The 15,844-nt window shown below is 70.4% G+C and carries 12 protein-coding genes and 3 pseudogenes; 8 read left to right on the top strand and 7 right to left on the bottom strand.

Going from position 1 to position 15,844, the window contains the following annotated elements; genetic code table 11:
* The first annotated feature begins 1 nt into the window (after position 1).
* The 3 genes and pseudogenes from JNW89_RS00830 to JNW89_RS38435 all read left to right on the top strand — a co-directional run bounded on the left by JNW89_RS00830 (position 2) and on the right by JNW89_RS38435 (position 2,005).
* Positions 2-994: a TIGR03842 family LLM class F420-dependent oxidoreductase gene (locus JNW89_RS00830; protein ID WP_238447202.1), complete on the top strand. Its 993-nt coding sequence runs from the start codon at positions 2-4 to the stop codon at positions 992-994.
* Positions 995-1,136: 142 nt separating this feature from the next.
* A pseudogene (locus tag JNW89_RS38440) lies at positions 1,137-1,592 on the top strand (NAD(P)-dependent oxidoreductase); the annotation flags it as partial.
* A gap of 137 nt (positions 1,593-1,729) precedes the next feature.
* Positions 1,730-2,005: an NAD-binding protein gene (locus tag JNW89_RS38435; protein WP_375155025.1), complete on the top strand. Its 276-nt coding sequence runs from the start codon at positions 1,730-1,732 to the stop codon at positions 2,003-2,005.
* Between the two features lie 138 nt (positions 2,006-2,143).
* On the opposite strand, the gene JNW89_RS00820 is transcribed toward JNW89_RS38435, so the two are convergent.
* The 3 genes from JNW89_RS00820 to JNW89_RS00810 all read right to left on the bottom strand — a co-directional run bounded on the left by JNW89_RS00820 (position 2,144) and on the right by JNW89_RS00810 (position 6,478).
* Positions 2,144-3,676, bottom strand: a complete 1,533-nt coding sequence (locus tag JNW89_RS00820) for an amino acid permease (RefSeq protein ID WP_238447200.1) — start codon at positions 3,674-3,676, stop codon at positions 2,144-2,146.
* Between the two features lie 273 nt (positions 3,677-3,949).
* The gene (locus JNW89_RS00815) at positions 3,950-5,878 is read right to left on the bottom strand and encodes a beta-propeller domain-containing protein (protein ID WP_238447199.1); all 1,929 of its coding nucleotides are present in this window, start codon (positions 5,876-5,878) and stop codon (positions 3,950-3,952) included.
* 150 nt (positions 5,879-6,028) lie between these two features.
* Complete coding sequence (locus JNW89_RS00810; RefSeq protein WP_238447198.1) at positions 6,029-6,478, bottom strand: VOC family protein; 450 nt, start codon at positions 6,476-6,478, stop codon at positions 6,029-6,031.
* Between the two features lie 123 nt (positions 6,479-6,601).
* Here JNW89_RS00810 and JNW89_RS00805 point away from each other — a divergent pair, with 123 nt between their 5' ends.
* Positions 6,602-7,036 (top strand): TIGR03668 family PPOX class F420-dependent oxidoreductase, encoded by a 435-nt coding sequence (locus JNW89_RS00805; protein WP_238447197.1) that lies wholly within the window; start codon positions 6,602-6,604, stop codon positions 7,034-7,036.
* Positions 7,037-7,052: 16 nt separating this feature from the next.
* On the opposite strand, the gene JNW89_RS00800 is transcribed toward JNW89_RS00805, so the two are convergent.
* The 4 genes from JNW89_RS00800 to JNW89_RS00785 form a co-directional block, all read right to left on the bottom strand.
* A complete protein-coding gene (locus JNW89_RS00800) occupies positions 7,053-7,964 on the bottom strand; it encodes a TIGR03619 family F420-dependent LLM class oxidoreductase (RefSeq protein WP_238447196.1) in 912 nt (303 codons plus the stop codon).
* A 40-nt stretch (positions 7,965-8,004) separates the two neighbouring features.
* Entirely contained in the window at positions 8,005-8,397 is a 393-nt protein-coding gene (locus JNW89_RS00795; protein WP_238447195.1) for a DUF2267 domain-containing protein, read from the bottom strand.
* A 72-nt stretch (positions 8,398-8,469) separates the two neighbouring features.
* Positions 8,470-8,889: a DUF2267 domain-containing protein gene (locus tag JNW89_RS00790; protein ID WP_238447194.1), complete on the bottom strand. Its 420-nt coding sequence runs from the start codon at positions 8,887-8,889 to the stop codon at positions 8,470-8,472.
* Between the two features lie 619 nt (positions 8,890-9,508).
* Positions 9,509-9,949 carry a PRC-barrel domain-containing protein gene (locus tag JNW89_RS00785; protein WP_238447193.1) on the bottom strand — a complete coding sequence of 147 codons (441 nt, stop codon included), beginning with the start codon at positions 9,947-9,949 and terminating at the stop codon, positions 9,509-9,511.
* A gap of 395 nt (positions 9,950-10,344) precedes the next feature.
* On the opposite strand from JNW89_RS00785, the gene JNW89_RS38430 reads away from it, so the two are divergent.
* The 4 genes and pseudogenes from JNW89_RS38430 to JNW89_RS00765 all read left to right on the top strand — a co-directional run.
* Positions 10,345-11,079, top strand: a complete 735-nt coding sequence (locus JNW89_RS38430) for a helix-turn-helix domain-containing protein (protein ID WP_375155024.1) — start codon at positions 10,345-10,347, stop codon at positions 11,077-11,079.
* A 2,049-nt stretch (positions 11,080-13,128) separates the two neighbouring features.
* A complete protein-coding gene (locus JNW89_RS00775) occupies positions 13,129-14,058 on the top strand; it encodes a replication-relaxation family protein (protein ID WP_238447191.1) in 930 nt (309 codons plus the stop codon).
* 150 nt (positions 14,059-14,208) lie between these two features.
* Positions 14,209-14,429, top strand: a pseudogene (locus JNW89_RS00770) (cupin); the annotation flags it as partial.
* Between the two features lie 75 nt (positions 14,430-14,504).
* Positions 14,505-15,844: pseudogene (locus JNW89_RS00765) on the top strand (hypothetical protein); the annotation flags it as partial.

The raw sequence follows: 15,844 nt of genomic DNA, 5'->3' as shown, positions 1-15,844 counted from the left end.
GGTGGACTTCGGTGTCGTACTGCAGACCGACCCGCCGGCTCGCGACGTCGTGGCCGGCCTCACCGCCGCCGAGGACAACGGGTTCCGCTACGGGTGGACGTTCGACTCCTGCGTGCTGTGGCAGGAGCCGTTCGTCATCTACTCGCAGGTCCTCGCCGCAACCAAGCACCTGATCGTCGGGCCGATGGTGACCAACCCGAGCACCCGCGACTGGTCGGTCACCGCGTCGCTCTTCGCCACGCTCAACGACATGTTCGGCAACCGCACGGTGTGCGGGATCGGCCGCGGCGACTCGGCCCGGCGGGTCATCGGCCAGCCGCCGGCGAGCCTGGCCACGCTGAGAGAAGCGATGCACGTCATCAAGGAGCTGGCCGAAGGCAACGAGGTCGCACACCACGGCACGCCGGTGCGCATCCCGTGGGTGCGGGACGGCCGGTTGGAAATCTGGATGGCCGCCTACGGCCCGAAGGCGCTGCGGCTGGTCGGCGAGCAGGCCGACGGCTTCATCCTGCAGACGGCCGATCCCGACATCGCCCGCTGGACGATCGGCGCGGTACGCGATGCGGCCACCGCGGCAGGTCGAGATCCGGACTCGATCACCATGTGCGTCGCAGCGCCGGCCTACGTGGGCACGAACCTCGCGCACCAACGGGATCAGCTGCGCTGGTTCGGCGGCATGGTCGGCAACCACGTGGCCGACCTGGTCGCCCGCTACGGCGACTCCGGGGTGGTGCCGAAGGCGCTCACCGACTACATCAGGGGCCGCGAGGGCTACGACTACGCCCACCACGGCCGCGCCGGCAATCCGTCCACCGACTTCGTGCCCGATGAGATCGTCGACCGGTTCTGCCTCGTCGGCCCCGAGTCAGCCCATGTCGACCGGCTGCAGGAGCTCGGGGAGATCGGGGTGCACAACTTCGCCCTCTACCTCATGCACGACGACAAGGAGAAGACCCTTACCTCGTACGGCAAGAACGTGATCACGCAGGTCTGACCCGCCGGCCGTGCCGCCGCACCTGTCAGCGGCACGGACCAGACCGTCATGGTCGCCGGTGGCACCGTCGCCTTCGTACGCACCTGAGGTGACGTCGGCGGTAGGTGCGGCATCGGGCGGGGGAAGTTGGCAGGATGGGGCCATGGCCACGGTCGCGGTGATCGGTCTGGGTGGGATGGGTAGCCGGATGGCGGGCCGGTTGCTCGATGCCGGCCATGACCTCGTTGTCTGGAACCGCACGCCGCAGCGGGCCAGCGATCTCGTGGCGCGTGGCGCGGTCGCTGCCGGCAGTCCGGCAGAGGCTGCCCGCCGGGCCGATCTTGTCATCACCATGCTGTCCGGCCCGGCCGCGCTGCAAGAGGTGGTCGAGGGCCCGCAGGGCGTCGCCGCCGGTTCCACCGCCTCGACGACGCTCGCTGAAATGTCCACCGTCGGGCCGCCCGCGGTGCGACGGTTGGCCGCGATGCTGCCCGATGGTGTCGGCCTGCTCGATGCGCCGGTGCTGGGCAGCGTCTCGGAGGCCGAGTCGGGTTCGCTGCGGATCTTCGTCGGAGGGCCGGAGCAGCTTGCCCAACAGTGGATGCCGCTGTTGGGCGCTCTCGGCTCGCCGATGCATGTCGGACCACTCGGTGCCGGCGCGGCCGCCAAACTGGTCGCCAATTCGACCCTCTTCGGGGTGCTCGCCGTCCTCGGTGAGGCGCTCGCACTCGCGGACGGGCTTGGACTGCGCGCGACATCGCGTTCAAGGTCCTGTCCGCGACTCCCGTCGGCCCGCAAGCGGATCGGCGGCGGCCGGCGATCGAGTCGGACGAATTCCCGCTCCGGTTCGCGCTGTCACTCGCCCGTAAGGACGCCGATCTGGTCGTGGCGGCCGCCGAGTCGGCGGGTGTCGAACTGCCGGTCGCCGCGGCCGCTCGGCAGTGGGTCGTGGCAGCCCAGGAAGCCGGCCTCGGCGACCGGGACTACTCGGCCGTACTCGCGCACATCACCGACACTGCCCGAACAGCCTGAACCCGGCCGCCGGCAGGCCGGTCAGGTGGCGGTTGAACTCCGGCTGCACGTTGCAGTGGGGCTGGCCCAGCCGCTCCAGGCGCGGCACCGGTCCACCCACACCCGCTCCGGGAATCCTCGGCCGGGACGATCAGCCGGTCAGCGCGGCGGGGGCGACGAGGAGCCGAAACCGGTGTCGAGGTCCGGCTGGTCAGGCATCGGTGGGCGGTCCTGCCCGCCGTGGGCGAGGCGACTGCGACGACGGCCGTAGAGGAAGTAGACGACGATCCCCACCGCCATCCAGGCGAAGAACCGCAGCCAGGTCTCGACGGTGAGGAACAGCATCAGCACGGCGCAGGCGACCATCGCGAGAGCCGGAATCACCGGTCCCCAGGGGACGCGGAAGCCGCGAGGCAGGTCCGGCCGGGTACGGCGCAACAGGATGACCGCCGCCGCGACGAGGACGAACGCGAACAGGGTGCCGATGTTGACCAATGCCGCGAGTTCCTCCAGCGGGATGAACCCGGCGAGCACGGCCACCACCACGCCGACGATGATGGTGATGCGGTGCGGGGTGCCGAAGCGCGGATGCACCCGCCCCAACCAGCGCGGCAGCAGCCCGTCACGGCTCATGGCGAACGCGACCCGGCTCTGCCCAAGCATCAGGATCATGACCACCGTGGTCAGCCCGGCGAGAGCGCCGACGGTGATCAGGTTGGCGATGAACGGCTGCCCGACGGCCTGGAACGCCGCGGCCAGCGGTGCCTCCGTGTCCAGCTCGGCGTAGTTCTGCATGCCCACCACCACCAGGGAGACGGCGACGTAGAGCGTGGTGCAGATCGCCAGCGAACCGAGGATCCCGCGCGGCACGTCGCGATGCGGCACCCGGGTCTCCTCCGCCGCGGTGGCCACGATGTCGAAGCCGATGAACGCGAAGAACACCAGGGCACCCGCGGCGAAGATGCCGCTGATCCCGAAGTTGGCGGGGGCCTGCCCGAAGACGGCCTCCAGCAGGGTGGCGTCGGCGCCGGAGCCGCCCGACGCCGGCTCGGCCGGCGGGACGAACGGCGTGTAGTTGTCGCGCTTGACGAAGAACAGTCCGGCGACGATCACGAAGAGGACCACCGCCACCTTGATGGTGACCACCACGGCGTTCAGCCGTGACGAGATCTTGATGCCGGCGACCAGGACCGCGGTGAGGAGCAACACGATCAGCGCGGCGGGCAGGTTGAACGCGCCGCCCTCGCCCCCGGTGATGGCGGGCGGCAGCGTCACCCCGAGCGTCTCCAGGAGCAGCGCGAAGTACTGCGACCAGCCCACGGCCACCACCGCAGCGGCGAGGACGAACTCCAGGATGAGGTCCCAGCCGATGATCCACGCGATCAGCTCGCCGAGCGCCGCGTACGAGTAGGTGTAGGCGCTGCCGGCGACCGGCACGGTGGACGCGAACTCCGCGTAGCACAGCGCTGCCAGCGCGCAGGCGATCCCGGCCACGACGAAGGACAGCGCGACCGCCGGCCCGGCAGTCTGGTTCGCGGCCACCCCGGTCAGCACGAAGATACCCGTACCGATGATGACCCCGATGCCGAACACGGTGAGGTCCAGCCCGGAGAGGTCCTTGCGAAGACGGTGCTCCGGCTGCTCCGTGTCGCGCATCGACTGCTCGACCGACTTCCTGCGCAAGAGGTCCACGACCAGTCACCTCACCGTCTCCCCGACCTGATGTCGCCCGCGCTCACGAATGACCCGAATCGTGACGAACAAACCTGGTGCGTCGTGCCTGACGTGGCTCTTTGCGCAGGCCGGGGGCCATGCCGCTGCCCGTACGCCTGTTCAGCGGCGGAGGCGGCGGGCGCAGGGGTCGTCGTGGTCGGCGCGGGGCAGGCAGCGCCGGCCGCCCGTACGCGTACACCTCGACCGGGTCCAAGCCCGGGGCGGCGGGCAGCCCGGACACCACCATTCCGGTCACGCCGTAGGCAGCCAGCCGAGGGTCTTCATGGTGGCGAGGCTGGTCGCCTTGAGGCCGGCGTCGGAAACAGTCCAGAGGACTCCGTCGACCACCAGTGAGCGGCGGATCATCGCCAGCTCGTCGGGACGGTGCGTGCCCAGCCTGTGGTCGACCGTGCCGGCCTCGGTGAACCCGCCGTCACCGACCCGCAGCGCCAGCGCCACGTTGCTCGGCAGGCCCGTGTCGTAGACGGTCAACGGGACCACGACCAGGCGTTCGGCCGGCCAGTAGAGGAACGCGTGCGGGTCGAACTCCGCCTCGGAGTGCCCCTGCTTGACGTGATGCTGGGCGATCCGGGTCGGCCTGGTCGGGTCGGCGACGTCGAAGAGCGAGAGCTGGGTGCCCTGGACCCGGCCCTGGTCGGATGCCTCCTGCCCGACACCGAGCAGCCGTCCGTCGCCGGCCGGGTGCAGGTACGCCGAATACCCGTTGATCTTCAGTTCGCCGCTCACCTTCGGCGCCTTCGGATCACGCAGGTCGACGGTGTAGAGCGGGTCGGTCTGCCGGAAGGTGACGACGTACCCGGTGCCGTCGACGAACCGCACCGCGTAGATCCGTTCGCCCTTGCCCAGTCCGGTGACCCTGCCGACCTGGGTCAGCGCTGTGCCGTCGGTGCGCAGGACGTACACGCTGGACGTCGAGTTCGGCCTGTCGCCCCAGGTGCGGCCACTGGTGGTGGCCACTCTCAGGTGCCCGTCCCACTCCGACATGGCGTACTGGTTGATGAGCCAGCCCGGTACGGACGCGGAGGCGACGTACCGCGGGGCACCCGCGCCCGAGGTGTCGAACTGGTAGATCTCGGTGGTCTCGTCCCGGGGATCGGGTGCGATGTTGCGCGCGGTCAGCATCGGCAGCACCCGCCAGCGCTGGTCGTTGGCGACGTACAGCCGGGGTCCGTTGCTGTAGACGGTGTCGCCGTCGGCGATCACGGTGACCGGGTCGCCGGCGCCGAGCGTGGCCGCACCGAGGTCGAAGCTGAGCACGGTCACCAGCGACGTGCCGGAGTAGGCGGCCGGTCGGCTCACCCGTTCGCAGCCGACCCGTCCCGTGCTGGTTCGCCCGCCGGAGGTGCTCTCGTACCGGGGCAGCCAGTCGTCGGCGGTGGCGTTGTCGATGATCGCGCGGTTGGCGGTGGTGCGCTGCTCATCGGTGGCCCGTTCCCGGTACGGGAAGTTCAGCCGGGGCGCGGAGCGGACCACGACCCGGACCGTGGCGCCCACCTGGCGGGCGTCCACCAGACTGCCGTCGATCCGGTATTCGCCGACGATCTTCGGCGCGCCGGACAGGTCGACCATGATCAGCTGGGGGCCGACGATGCCGTCCGGCATCCGGGTGTCGGCCGCGCCTCCCCGGGGGACGGCCGGTTTCGTCATCCCGGCCCACCCGTTGCGGCGCAGCACCAGCGCCCGGTCACCCTGCAGCAGCAGGGCGTCTTCGGCCCCGCCGAATTCATCGGCACCCGGTGCGAGGTCCAGCTCTCCGGTCAGCCGGCGGGTGGCCGGGTCGACCACGTACAGCTTGCCGCGGTTCACGGTGACGATCCGCTTGCCGTCGGTCTTGACCAGGTCCGGTTCATCGGCCCCGGCCTCGTGCGTGTTGGTGCCCGAGTAGCCCTTGGACGCCGTGTCCGCCGACCCCGCCGCGGCGGGCGCCGCAGCCCGTTCGGCGCGGCCGAAGGTACGCATGTCCCCGTTCGGCTCGAACCCCCAGGGCCCGACGTACGCCTTGGCAGCTGTCTTCAGCTGCCGCAGCGCCTCGGGGCAGGAGTCGAACGCGACGAGCTGGAACCCGCCGGCGGGCACTCCCCGGTCCCGTTGCGGCACGGGGGCCGGCTCGGCCGTACAGCCGGTGACCAGCGCCAGGCCGGCGACCAGGGCCAGTCCCATGACGCGAGCGGGAGTCATGACTCGGGGGACGCCGGTGGCGGCCGTTGGGTGGGGTACGTGGGCGCTGCTACCCGTCATGCCCCCTACGACGTGGCTGCCCCGCGCTGGGTTCCCCGCATGCGGCCGACCTGGGGTGCGGGTGTCGGTCGCTCAGGCGGAGGCGGCGCGACCCATCTCGGCGAGGATCCCGGTGCCCTGACCGAGCTCGATCAGGTAGCCGTCCGGATCGCGCAGGTAGCACCGGATCTCGACGCCATGATCCTTCGGCTCGGTCAGGAACTCCCCACCCCGTGACCGCCACTGCTCGTAGACGGCTCGGACGTCGCTGACCCGGATGTTCATGGCGCTGCTGAGCGTGTTCGGATCCGGCGGCGCCTGTGCTCGTACCCCCGGCTTGTCGTCGGTCGGACCGCCCTCGCTGTTGATCACGATGTAGCTGTTGTGGAACCGCAGGATCGCCGGCTGGCGTTCCCGCACCACCGTCGCTCCCAGCACCCGCTGGTAGAACTCCCGGGAACGGTCCACATCCCGCACGATCAGCAGGTGCGTGAGCACCAGTCCAGCCTCGGGCTGGAAGTAGTCGGGCGCCTCGCTCGCCATCACGCCTCCCCCGCGTCCAATCGACGGGGCGTACCCGGTTGCGCCGCCGGCACACCCACCGGCTCGACGACGCCTGGCCACAACGAGTCACCATGACCGGTGTCGGCTGTTACCGTCGGGTCCGTGCCCGCCGACGACATCCGGCATCGGGTCCGGTCGGCCAGGGTGGCCCGGCTGACCACCGTCCGCGCGGATGGGCGTCCTCACCTGGTGCCCGTGTGCTTCGTCCTGCTCGACGATGTCGTCTACCACGCGGTGGACGAGAAGCCCAAGCGTCACCGGCGGCTGCGCCGGCTGGAGAACATCCGGGCGACGGGGCATGCCTGCCTGCTGGTCGACGAGTACGACGAGGACTGGTCGCGGCTGTGGTGGGTCCGCCTGGACGGGCACGGCCGGCTGGTGGAGGACCGCGCGGAGGAGGCCGCGGCCCGCGCGGCGCTGGCCGACAAGTACCCGCAGTACGTCCAGCGGCCACCAGCCGGGCCGGTGATCGCGGTAGCGGTGACCGGCTGGTCGGCGTGGTCTGCGACGGACGCGGCAGCCGAACCGGCCGGGTGAGCGCCGGTCGGGGGTGTCAGCGGGCCGGTGCGAGGGCGTCGAGCGCCTCGTCGGCCCGGCGCAGCGACGCCTGCGCGTCGGCGCGGGGTGAGCCGATCTCCGGATCGAAGTTGAGGTCCACGAACATTTCCGTGATGCCGGCTTCGGCAAGTCTGCCGAGATCCGACCGGATCTGCTCGAGCGTGCCGGTGAGCGGCTCGCGCTCGGGCGGGCCCGTGGGCCGTACGCGGACCGCGCCGCGGCAGACGAATCGCAGTGAGCGGGGATCGCGGCCGGCCTCCGCAGCGGCGGCCTTGACGGTCGCGATCGCCTCGCCGATGCTCGTCAGGTCCGCCTGGCTGCCACTGACCCACCCGTCGGCGAGCCGGCCGGCCCGGCGCAGCGCGGCGGGCGCCTGGCCGCCGAGCAGAATCGGCGGGTGTGGCCGCTGCACGGGCTTCGGCTCCAGGCGCGTCGGCGGAATCTGGTAGAACTCGCCGCGATGCGCGGCGACGTCGTCCTGCCAGAGGGCGCGAAGAACGGCGAGGAACTCCTCGGCCCGACGGCCCCGCCGATGCTTGCTCACCCCCGTCGCCTGATACTCCTCGTCCGCCCAGCCGAGGCCGAGTCCCACGTCGAGCCGTCCGCCGGCGAGGATGTCCAGGGTCGCGGTCTGCTTGGCCAGCAGCACCGGAGAGATGAACGGCATGTTGAGCACCGCGACGCCGAGCCGGACCCGCGTGGTGTGGGCCGCCAGGAACGCCAGCGTGGTCAGCGGGTCCTGGACGCTGTGGTAGGTCTCGCTCCAGCCGAGGTCAGCGGGGACCAGGAGACGCTGGAACGTCCAGAGCGAGTGGTATCCGAGCTGCTCGGCGCGGCGGGCGACGTGGATCATGTTCTCTGGTGTGGCCCACGAGCCGGAGACGGGCGGGGCGAATCCAACCTCCACCCGCGCACCGTACCCGGATCAGGCCAGGACGTGGCTCGGTTCAGCCGCCGATGCCGCGGTCCAACGGATGAAGCAGCCGCCGGATGTCCTTCGGCAGCTCGGATTCCAGGCCCTTGAGGTCTTCGGCGCTCACCGCCTCGCGCAGGGTCGTCAACACGGCGCGGGCAACCTCGGCGGTCCGGTCGTCATCCGTTCCCGCGCGGACCCCCACCTCGTTGAGGAACTCCACGAGGTCGAGCTGTTCGGCGAAGTCCACGTCCTTGTGCAGGTACCCTCGCACCTCCTCGGGCAGCTGGGTGGCCAGGTGCCGCGCCTCGCCGCCACTGACCCGTTCCGCCAAGGTTGTCAGCGTGGCTCCGACGACGTTCGCCGCTTCCGCCGCCGGCATTTCGGCCCGCTTCCCCACCGCTTCGAGAAATTCGGCGTAGTTCACCAGTTCTCCTTCCGGACCAGTCGGGATGCGTGGCGGCGTCGAGAATTGTTCTCTCTCGGGCAACGGTGCGTGCTACGAGCCGGGGCGCTGCCGGCCACCGGCGCCGACCGGTTCGATCACCTGCCGGAACTCCTTTGGAAGCTGGGCCAGCGCGTCCTCGAACTCGTTACGGGAAACAGCCTCACGGAGCGTGGTGAGCACCGCGCCGACCCCGGGACCGGCGAGCGCACGGTCGATGGCCTGGTGGTCCGCCACCCGTCGCACGAACTCTTCGAACCCGAACGACTTGGCATGTTCCTCCCTTCTGTGCGGTGGCGGTTTGCGCAGGTGATCGTCGAGCCCTTCGGGAAGCTGGTAGGCAAGGTCCTCTGCCTGGCCGGCGCTGATCCGATCTGCCAATGTCTCCAACGTTGCGCGGGTGAGGGTCGCCGCCTGATCGGTCGACACCTTTGCCCGCGTGGCTACTGCGTTGATGAAATCCTCGTATTCCACCTGATCCTCCTCTGGACCGAATCGCCGTCCCACGTTGGACCCATCACCTCGCTCCGCGGCCGGGGCCGGTGTGTGTGGGCGGATGCCGGCACGGATCGGAGCGATCATCCGACCGCCAACACCAAGATTGCAGTTACGAACTCCCGACCTCGATGCGCCTCGGTTGGGTCTGGTGCGGTCCGGAGCGTCGCGTAGCAGAGACAGTCAAGGCACTTCACCTCTCCGGGTGCCAAACGACCTGGTACCTCGACAGCCTTCCTGGAGAGGGGGTGACCTCGCCTCCTCCCGATCGGTGAACCAGCAGGACACCCACCGCATACTCGAATTCCGACGGACCGGGGGAGATCCTGGCTATCGCCTCTTCCCACGCGTGGGGCGAGGCCCGTCGGGTTGCTTCGCGCCACATTTGGAACCCGGCCGGCCCGACTACCAGGCCACCTGCGCCGGGTCGGCCGAGGCGTCGACGATGGCGCGGGCGGCATCCCAGGCGAGACGCGGGATGTGGGTCTTCGTAGACATGGACCCCCTCACCAGGCTCCGTCTCACAGGGAGGCATGAGCCAGGGTGAGCGGCGGCACCGCCGATCATGGTCCCCTGGCGTCGGGCCTACCCGGCGGGTTCAGCGGGGTCGACTCAGCCGCTGCCAGGCGCGGCGCAGGTCCGCTTGCACAGGGTTGTGAGCCGCTTCCTCGACCACTCCGGCCGGCCGGTCCTCGCCCGGCTCGTGCATCTCGGCACCGGGTACCGACAGCACGACCCCCCGCTCGTACAGGTCAGCGATCTGCTCCCGGTGGGCGAAGCGGTGGGACTGGTCCGGCCCCGACGGTGCCACGATGATGCCGTGGAAGATGTCCTTCGGTTCGTCGGTCAGCACGTGCTCGACCACGCCGACGGGTGCCGAGTCGACGTCGTAGACCCGGGTGCCGACGGGGAGCGCGAGATAGGAGACCTTCGCGCCGAGATCCTCCACGACGTTCACCGTACCCGCCGCCTGATCACCATGGGCCCGATCACGATGGCTGCTCTGGCCATGACCAGAGCTGCCGGCGGCGCTGACCATCAGGCTCAGGCGGAGGCGGCGCGACCCATCTGGGCGAGGATCCCAGTGGCCTGACCAAGCTCGATCAGGTGGCCGTCCGGGTCCCGGAGGTAGGCCCGGGGTCTCGACGCCATGGTCCTTCGGCTCGGTGAAGACTTCCCACCCCTGACCAGGTCGTGTCAGAACGACTTGATCTTTTCCGAAAGTCGAGCGTTCATCGTCGCGTCCCACCCCACGGGGCCCGTGACGCGTTCCTCCTCCTGGCCATCGTCGCCGCGGAGAGCGCCCTCGGTGATGAGCCGGAAAAGGGATGTCAGATGCCATCTGATCATCAGGGAGCGACTGCACGGAGGCCGTTGATATGACGACCGACTGCGAGCGGGAACGCCTGGCAGCCCGTGGTGGGCGGCGATCGGATGCCAAGGACTCCCGTGCTCCCTGCCGTTACCGGGCACGCAGCGGCCGACCACGCCCGCCGACGGTTCCCGCCCAGAAGTAGCCACCCCGCCACCAACTTTGAGATTCGGAGCCTCCTCGTGAGCATCGAAGCCGTCTCATGGGCGCTCAACGACGCCCCCGACGTTCCCCCGCAATGCCTCGCCGTGCTGATCGGCCTGGCCAACCACGCCGGCGCCAACGGCCGCGGCGCGTACCCGTCACAGGAACGCCTCGCGCTTTACGCCCGCAAGTCCGTGCGATCGGTACAACGCGACCTGACCGAACTGTCCCGCCGCGGCCTGATCCGACGCGGCGATCAACGCCACGTCGCGTTCATGCCGCCCGACCGCCGCCCGGTGGTCTGGGACCTCGCCCTGCAACGCCGCCGCGAACACCCCGCCTCCCTCGATCCGTTTGCCGAGCCGCGCTCCGGCCGGCCGCACCAGCTCGCCGACCCTGCGTCCGGCTGCCACCACGACGCCAACATCGACCGCGATGCCGACCGGGGTGACGCCCATGACCGAACGGGGCGACGTGCACGACGCAACGACACGACGTCCACGTCGTGCAAACCGTCCTTGAACCATCCACAACCAACGCGGGCGCGGAGAGCAACGTCCCGACGCGCTGGCGCTTCCTGCGGCCGCCACCGCGGCTGCCCCGCACACAACTGCGGGCCATGCCGAGCCGAACGCCTCGGTGGAACCAGATGAGCTGCGCGGAAACCCACCACGTGACGGACGCCATCGCGCGATCCCGCATGCTCGCACCACAAACGCTCAGCGACGAGCGCGGCAAGGTCCACGGCGAACGGCAACGCCGCCAGCTTGGACGACCGGACGGGGAAGTCGCCGTTGCGGGCGAGTTCGTATGCCAGGCAGCGGCCGAGGCCGAAGATCCGGCCTGTCGTGGGGCAGATCGGTGACCGCCCCGAGGGTGAGGATCCGCTGCTTGGTCCACACATCGCTGTCGCGGCCGTGCGGGCCTGTGCCGGGCCTGCTGCCCATCGCCGGATCCGGGTGGGTCGGGTCGGCGCCGGTGTCCGAGGCCGGGCCGTGGTCGACGGGCCGGGTGGGGTGCTCGTGCTGCAGCGTGTGCTCGCTCATGTGAATGTCGGCTCCGCGCCGCGCGACGAGATGCCCTAACACCGTCAAATCGGCGTCTGTCAGCTCTGACGAACACCCCCGGGTCTGACAGGCCCCTGACAGCGCCTCTCACTCTCCACATAGCCCGGTGCCGGCCTTTCTTCTTGCCGGCCGGAGAGGCGGTGTCTGTGCGGCGCGCTGGTGTAGGTCGGGAAGGTCCTGTCAGAACGCGCCGCCGCAACGGGGTCGTCGCTGTCAGCGCTCCGGCGGCCTTCGGCGGCACCCGATGGGGCAGGTCCGGCGGTTACCGGGCCAAGACATTCGCCTCACGGCGTGGCCTAGCTGTTAGCAGTCGTCGTCGGTGACATCGGCCCGTGGGGCGGCGCGCCTGACCGGCGGCGCCTGACATTCGGTGTCGGCGGCTGACAGAGCGATGTCATGTCATCCGGCATCGGACATTTTCAAATGTAAACCGACGATGTCCGCGCCGGGGTGCTGTCGACGGTCGGACCTTCAGGTACTGCGCCTGACAACACCCGTTGTCAGACCCGGGCATGCAAGCCGCGTCGCCCCTGTCAGAACTCGGCCGCAGACGCATCGTCGCCAGCTGGACACGTCCGTCGTACTTCTGCTCGGCCTGATGTTTGGTGTCTACCCGCAGCTCCTACGCCTGGCAGGGCGGCGGCGTCAGCGATAGACGCCGATGACATTGCTCGCTTGTCAGGATCCGGACCGGCGCGGTGAGGCTCGTCCCGCCACTTTAGACGCCCGAGGCGCCAGGAGGGGTGAGGTGTCAAGGTTGTCAGGGCGGCCCGCACCTTGCCGGAGTCTGACAACGCTGTCTGACAATCAGGTTCAACGCTTGTCAGAACGCCCGCCGACGTCCGACTGGGGCTGTCAGCACCCCTGCGAACGCTGCCGCATGGTGCGGTGAGCTGGCTGTCACAGCCTATGCCTCTGCTGTCAGAGGCGTGTCAGACGTGGGGGTGTTCGCGGAAGCTGACAAAGACCGTTTTGAGAGTGCGGAACTTCTCAAGACGGTAGTGCCGAAAGTGCCCGTCCCCACCGGAGATCTGACGCGAGGCCGTCCCTCCTGGTACTGGTCGCCGTGTCGCATGGCAGGGCTCAGTCTTCCCACAGACTGAGGAAACGGCCCCTATCTACCACCCCTTGCCTTTGTCGGCCCTAACGTCCACGCCCCGGGCCGCCGCCAGCTGTCTCGGCGTCGTCCGAGGCCCTCCCTCACTGCGCAGACTCTTCCTGTCGGCGGTCTCGTCGGGCGTCGTGTCTGGTGCCGGCGATCTCGGGCCGCCGACGCACCTGGTCCCCACCCGGCCGCCGCGTCGTCCGCTCACTGCGGCAGCCAGAGCCCGCGGTCCCGGGTACCCCGCTGCATCACCCCTACCCGGTGCTCCCTGCCGGTCGCCTCTACGCACGCCAACGGCTGCTCTGGGAGGACGGGTGGCTGCGTCTGGCGTATTCGAATTTCGGCTTGCTGTCCGCGTTCCGGTCCGTGCTGGTCGGCATTTCGGGGTCCGTCTTCAGACGGACGACGACACGGACCCCCACCAGCGGCTGTCAGTACAGCACCCGGCCGGTGTAACAGCTCCAGCCGCTGCTCAGAGACACCTCCGTGTCATCTCTTCCCTACCGCACATCGCAGAAAGGGATTCAGCTGTGCCTGATCAGGTCCTGCGCGTGCAGTCCGTCCTGACCGCACGCGACCATCGCCTCCTCGAGTGGCTCACTGACCACGGCGTGTTCACCACGCCCCAACTCGCTCACGCCCTGTTCCCGTCCCTGGACTTCGCCCAACACCGACTGGCCCGACTCACCGCGCTGCGGGTGGTGGACCGGTTCCGGCCGTTCCGGCCCGACGGCGGCTCGTTCCCGTTTCACTACGTCATCGACCAACTCGGCGCCGAAGTCGTCGCCGCCCAACGCGACCAACCACCACCCCGACCCGGCTACGCGAAGACGAACCGGCGGCGGTGGACAGCCGCCCGCACCCTGGGCCACAGGCTCGGCGTCAACGGCTTCTTCACCGACCTCGCCGGCCACGCCCGCACCCACCTCGACCACACCCTCACCCGCTGGTGGCCGGAATCCCGCTGCTCGCAGACCGGGGCGTTCGCCCGCCCGGGCGACCCCGTCGGCCTCCACGCCCTCGCCGCGCCGATCCGCCCTGACGGACACGGTGTGTGGACCGCCCCCGGCGCTCAGGTGCCGTTCTTCCTCGAATACGACACCGGCGGCGAACCCCTGACCGAGCTGATGCGCAAACTCATCGGCTACGCCCGCCTCGCCCAAGCCGGCGGACCCCGCTGGCCCGTGCTGTTCTGGCTGCACTCCGCCGACCGCGCCCACCACCTCCACCAACACCTCGCCGCCACCCATGTCCCGGTACCCGCCGCCACCGCCAGCCGCGACCACGCCACCCACACCGGCCTCGACCCCTCCGGCCCGATCTGGCAGCTCCAAGGCCACCCCGGCCCCCTCACTCTCGCCACCTCGCCACCACCATCCCCGACCACGGGCACGACGACTTCGAGTAACCAGCGCGAGCGTCGGCAGGCGGCGGCGAGGTCGTTGGCCCCTATCGGGTAACTACGACTGGCACCCAGGTAACCACCGGCGCCGAGCTACGCCATTGGGAATCGTTCGTGCACGATGATCGACACGGACCAATTCCCCACACGGGCTACGCATTCTCGGCGAATCCCTTGGTGCCAGCCAGTTTGTTCGGGCTGTACCGGCCGGCTGGAGCCGGGTGAGCGGCAGCCGCTGCACCGGCACGACCACCCGTACCTGGTGGTGGCGATCCAGGGCGCGAAGAACGTGGTGCAGACCGTGGACGGCACCCGCATCGACGCCGACGATCCGACCGGCGGCGTCGTCTACCGCGACCGGGCACCGTCCACATGCCCACCAATGTGGGCGGCACGACGTACGTGGCGCGCCTGGTCGAACTGAAGTAACCGCTGGCACGGCGGTCCGACATTGAATCCGGCATTCCGCGGAAACCGCTGCACTGGGTGCGTAACGTGCCGGACATGGTCTGTCGCACCTGGCGTAACCTGTTGCTCACAGCGCTCGGGACGGGCGTGCTCGCCGGTGCCGGTCAGCTCGGCATCGCGTTCAGCTTCGGCATCGTCCAGCTCACCGGCACCTCCACCGGCACCACCGTCAACCAGTGGCCTGCCCAGCTCGTCTGGGTGGGCTGGTTCGCGGCACACGCCGCCGTAGCCGGCACCGTCGTCACCGCACGCCTGGCCCGCCGGATCGGGGTGCTGGGGAGCACGGGCAGACTGGTCGCCGTCGCCGCCGCCGCCGCGCTGGGCGCCACCGTCGTGGCGCCGCTCTGCGTCCGGCCGGCCCAGGCCGCCGAGCGCTTCTCTGTGGACCCGATCTTGGCCGTCGGCATCTGCGCGACCCTCGGCGCGCTGGTCGGCGCGGGTGCCGCGATCGCCGTACTGGTGAAGCCGCCGCTGGGCTGGAACATCGCGGCGGTGGGCGGCGTGGTCTGGCTGCTGGCACTCGTCTCGGTCGTCCCGTCGCTCGCAACCGCCGGGCCGTTGCCCGCCGTACGGCTCGGTGTGCTGGAGCCGGCCGGGCTCGACGCCGACGCGGCACACCGGCAGGCGATCCTGATTCTGCCGGCGGTGGCCCTGCTCATCGGCGCGGCGACCAGCGGGCTGGCCCGCTGGCGCGGGCATCCGCCGCTGGTCAACGGCGCGACCGGCACAGCCGGCACGGTGCTGGTCGCGTTCGCCTACCTGACCGCCGGTCCCGGCGACGCCGTCGACCGGTACCAGATCACGCCGTACTACGGCGCGCTGCTCGCCGTCGCCGCCGGTGTGCTCGGTTCAGCCGCCGCCGCGTCGTTCCGCTGGCCGCTCCTGCCGCGCACCGCCGAAGCGCGGGTCGTCGAGCCGACCGACATCCTCCGTCCGCTGTCCGCCGGCCCCGCCGTGCCGCAGGCCATGACGCCGGCCGCTGGTGGCACGACCGACGAGCCGGAGCCCGTCGACCTGGCCGGCACGGGGCCGTTCGCTGGCGCGACCGCAGCGAAGCTCCCGACCGCAGCCGAACCGCTGGGCTTCGGTGCGCCGGCTGGCGACCGGGACGCCAGCGGCGTACCGGCCGACTCCGCGACGCGGACCGCCGCACCGGCCGTTACCGCCGCATCGGCCGCACCCGCCGCACCTGCCGACCTGGCCACACCGGCCGACCTCGCCACACCGGCCGACCTCGCCACACGGGCCGACCTCGCCACACCGGCCGACCTCGACGACACCCCGGAGACATCGGAACCAGCCCCCGCGACGGCGGCCCACCTTCCCGCGGGACCCGACGGGGCACTCGTCGCCCCAGGGACCCGCCGGATGTACCA

The organism is Micromonospora sp. 4G55, assembly GCF_016803375.1.
This window is presented reverse-complemented; position numbering and strand designations above follow the sequence as displayed.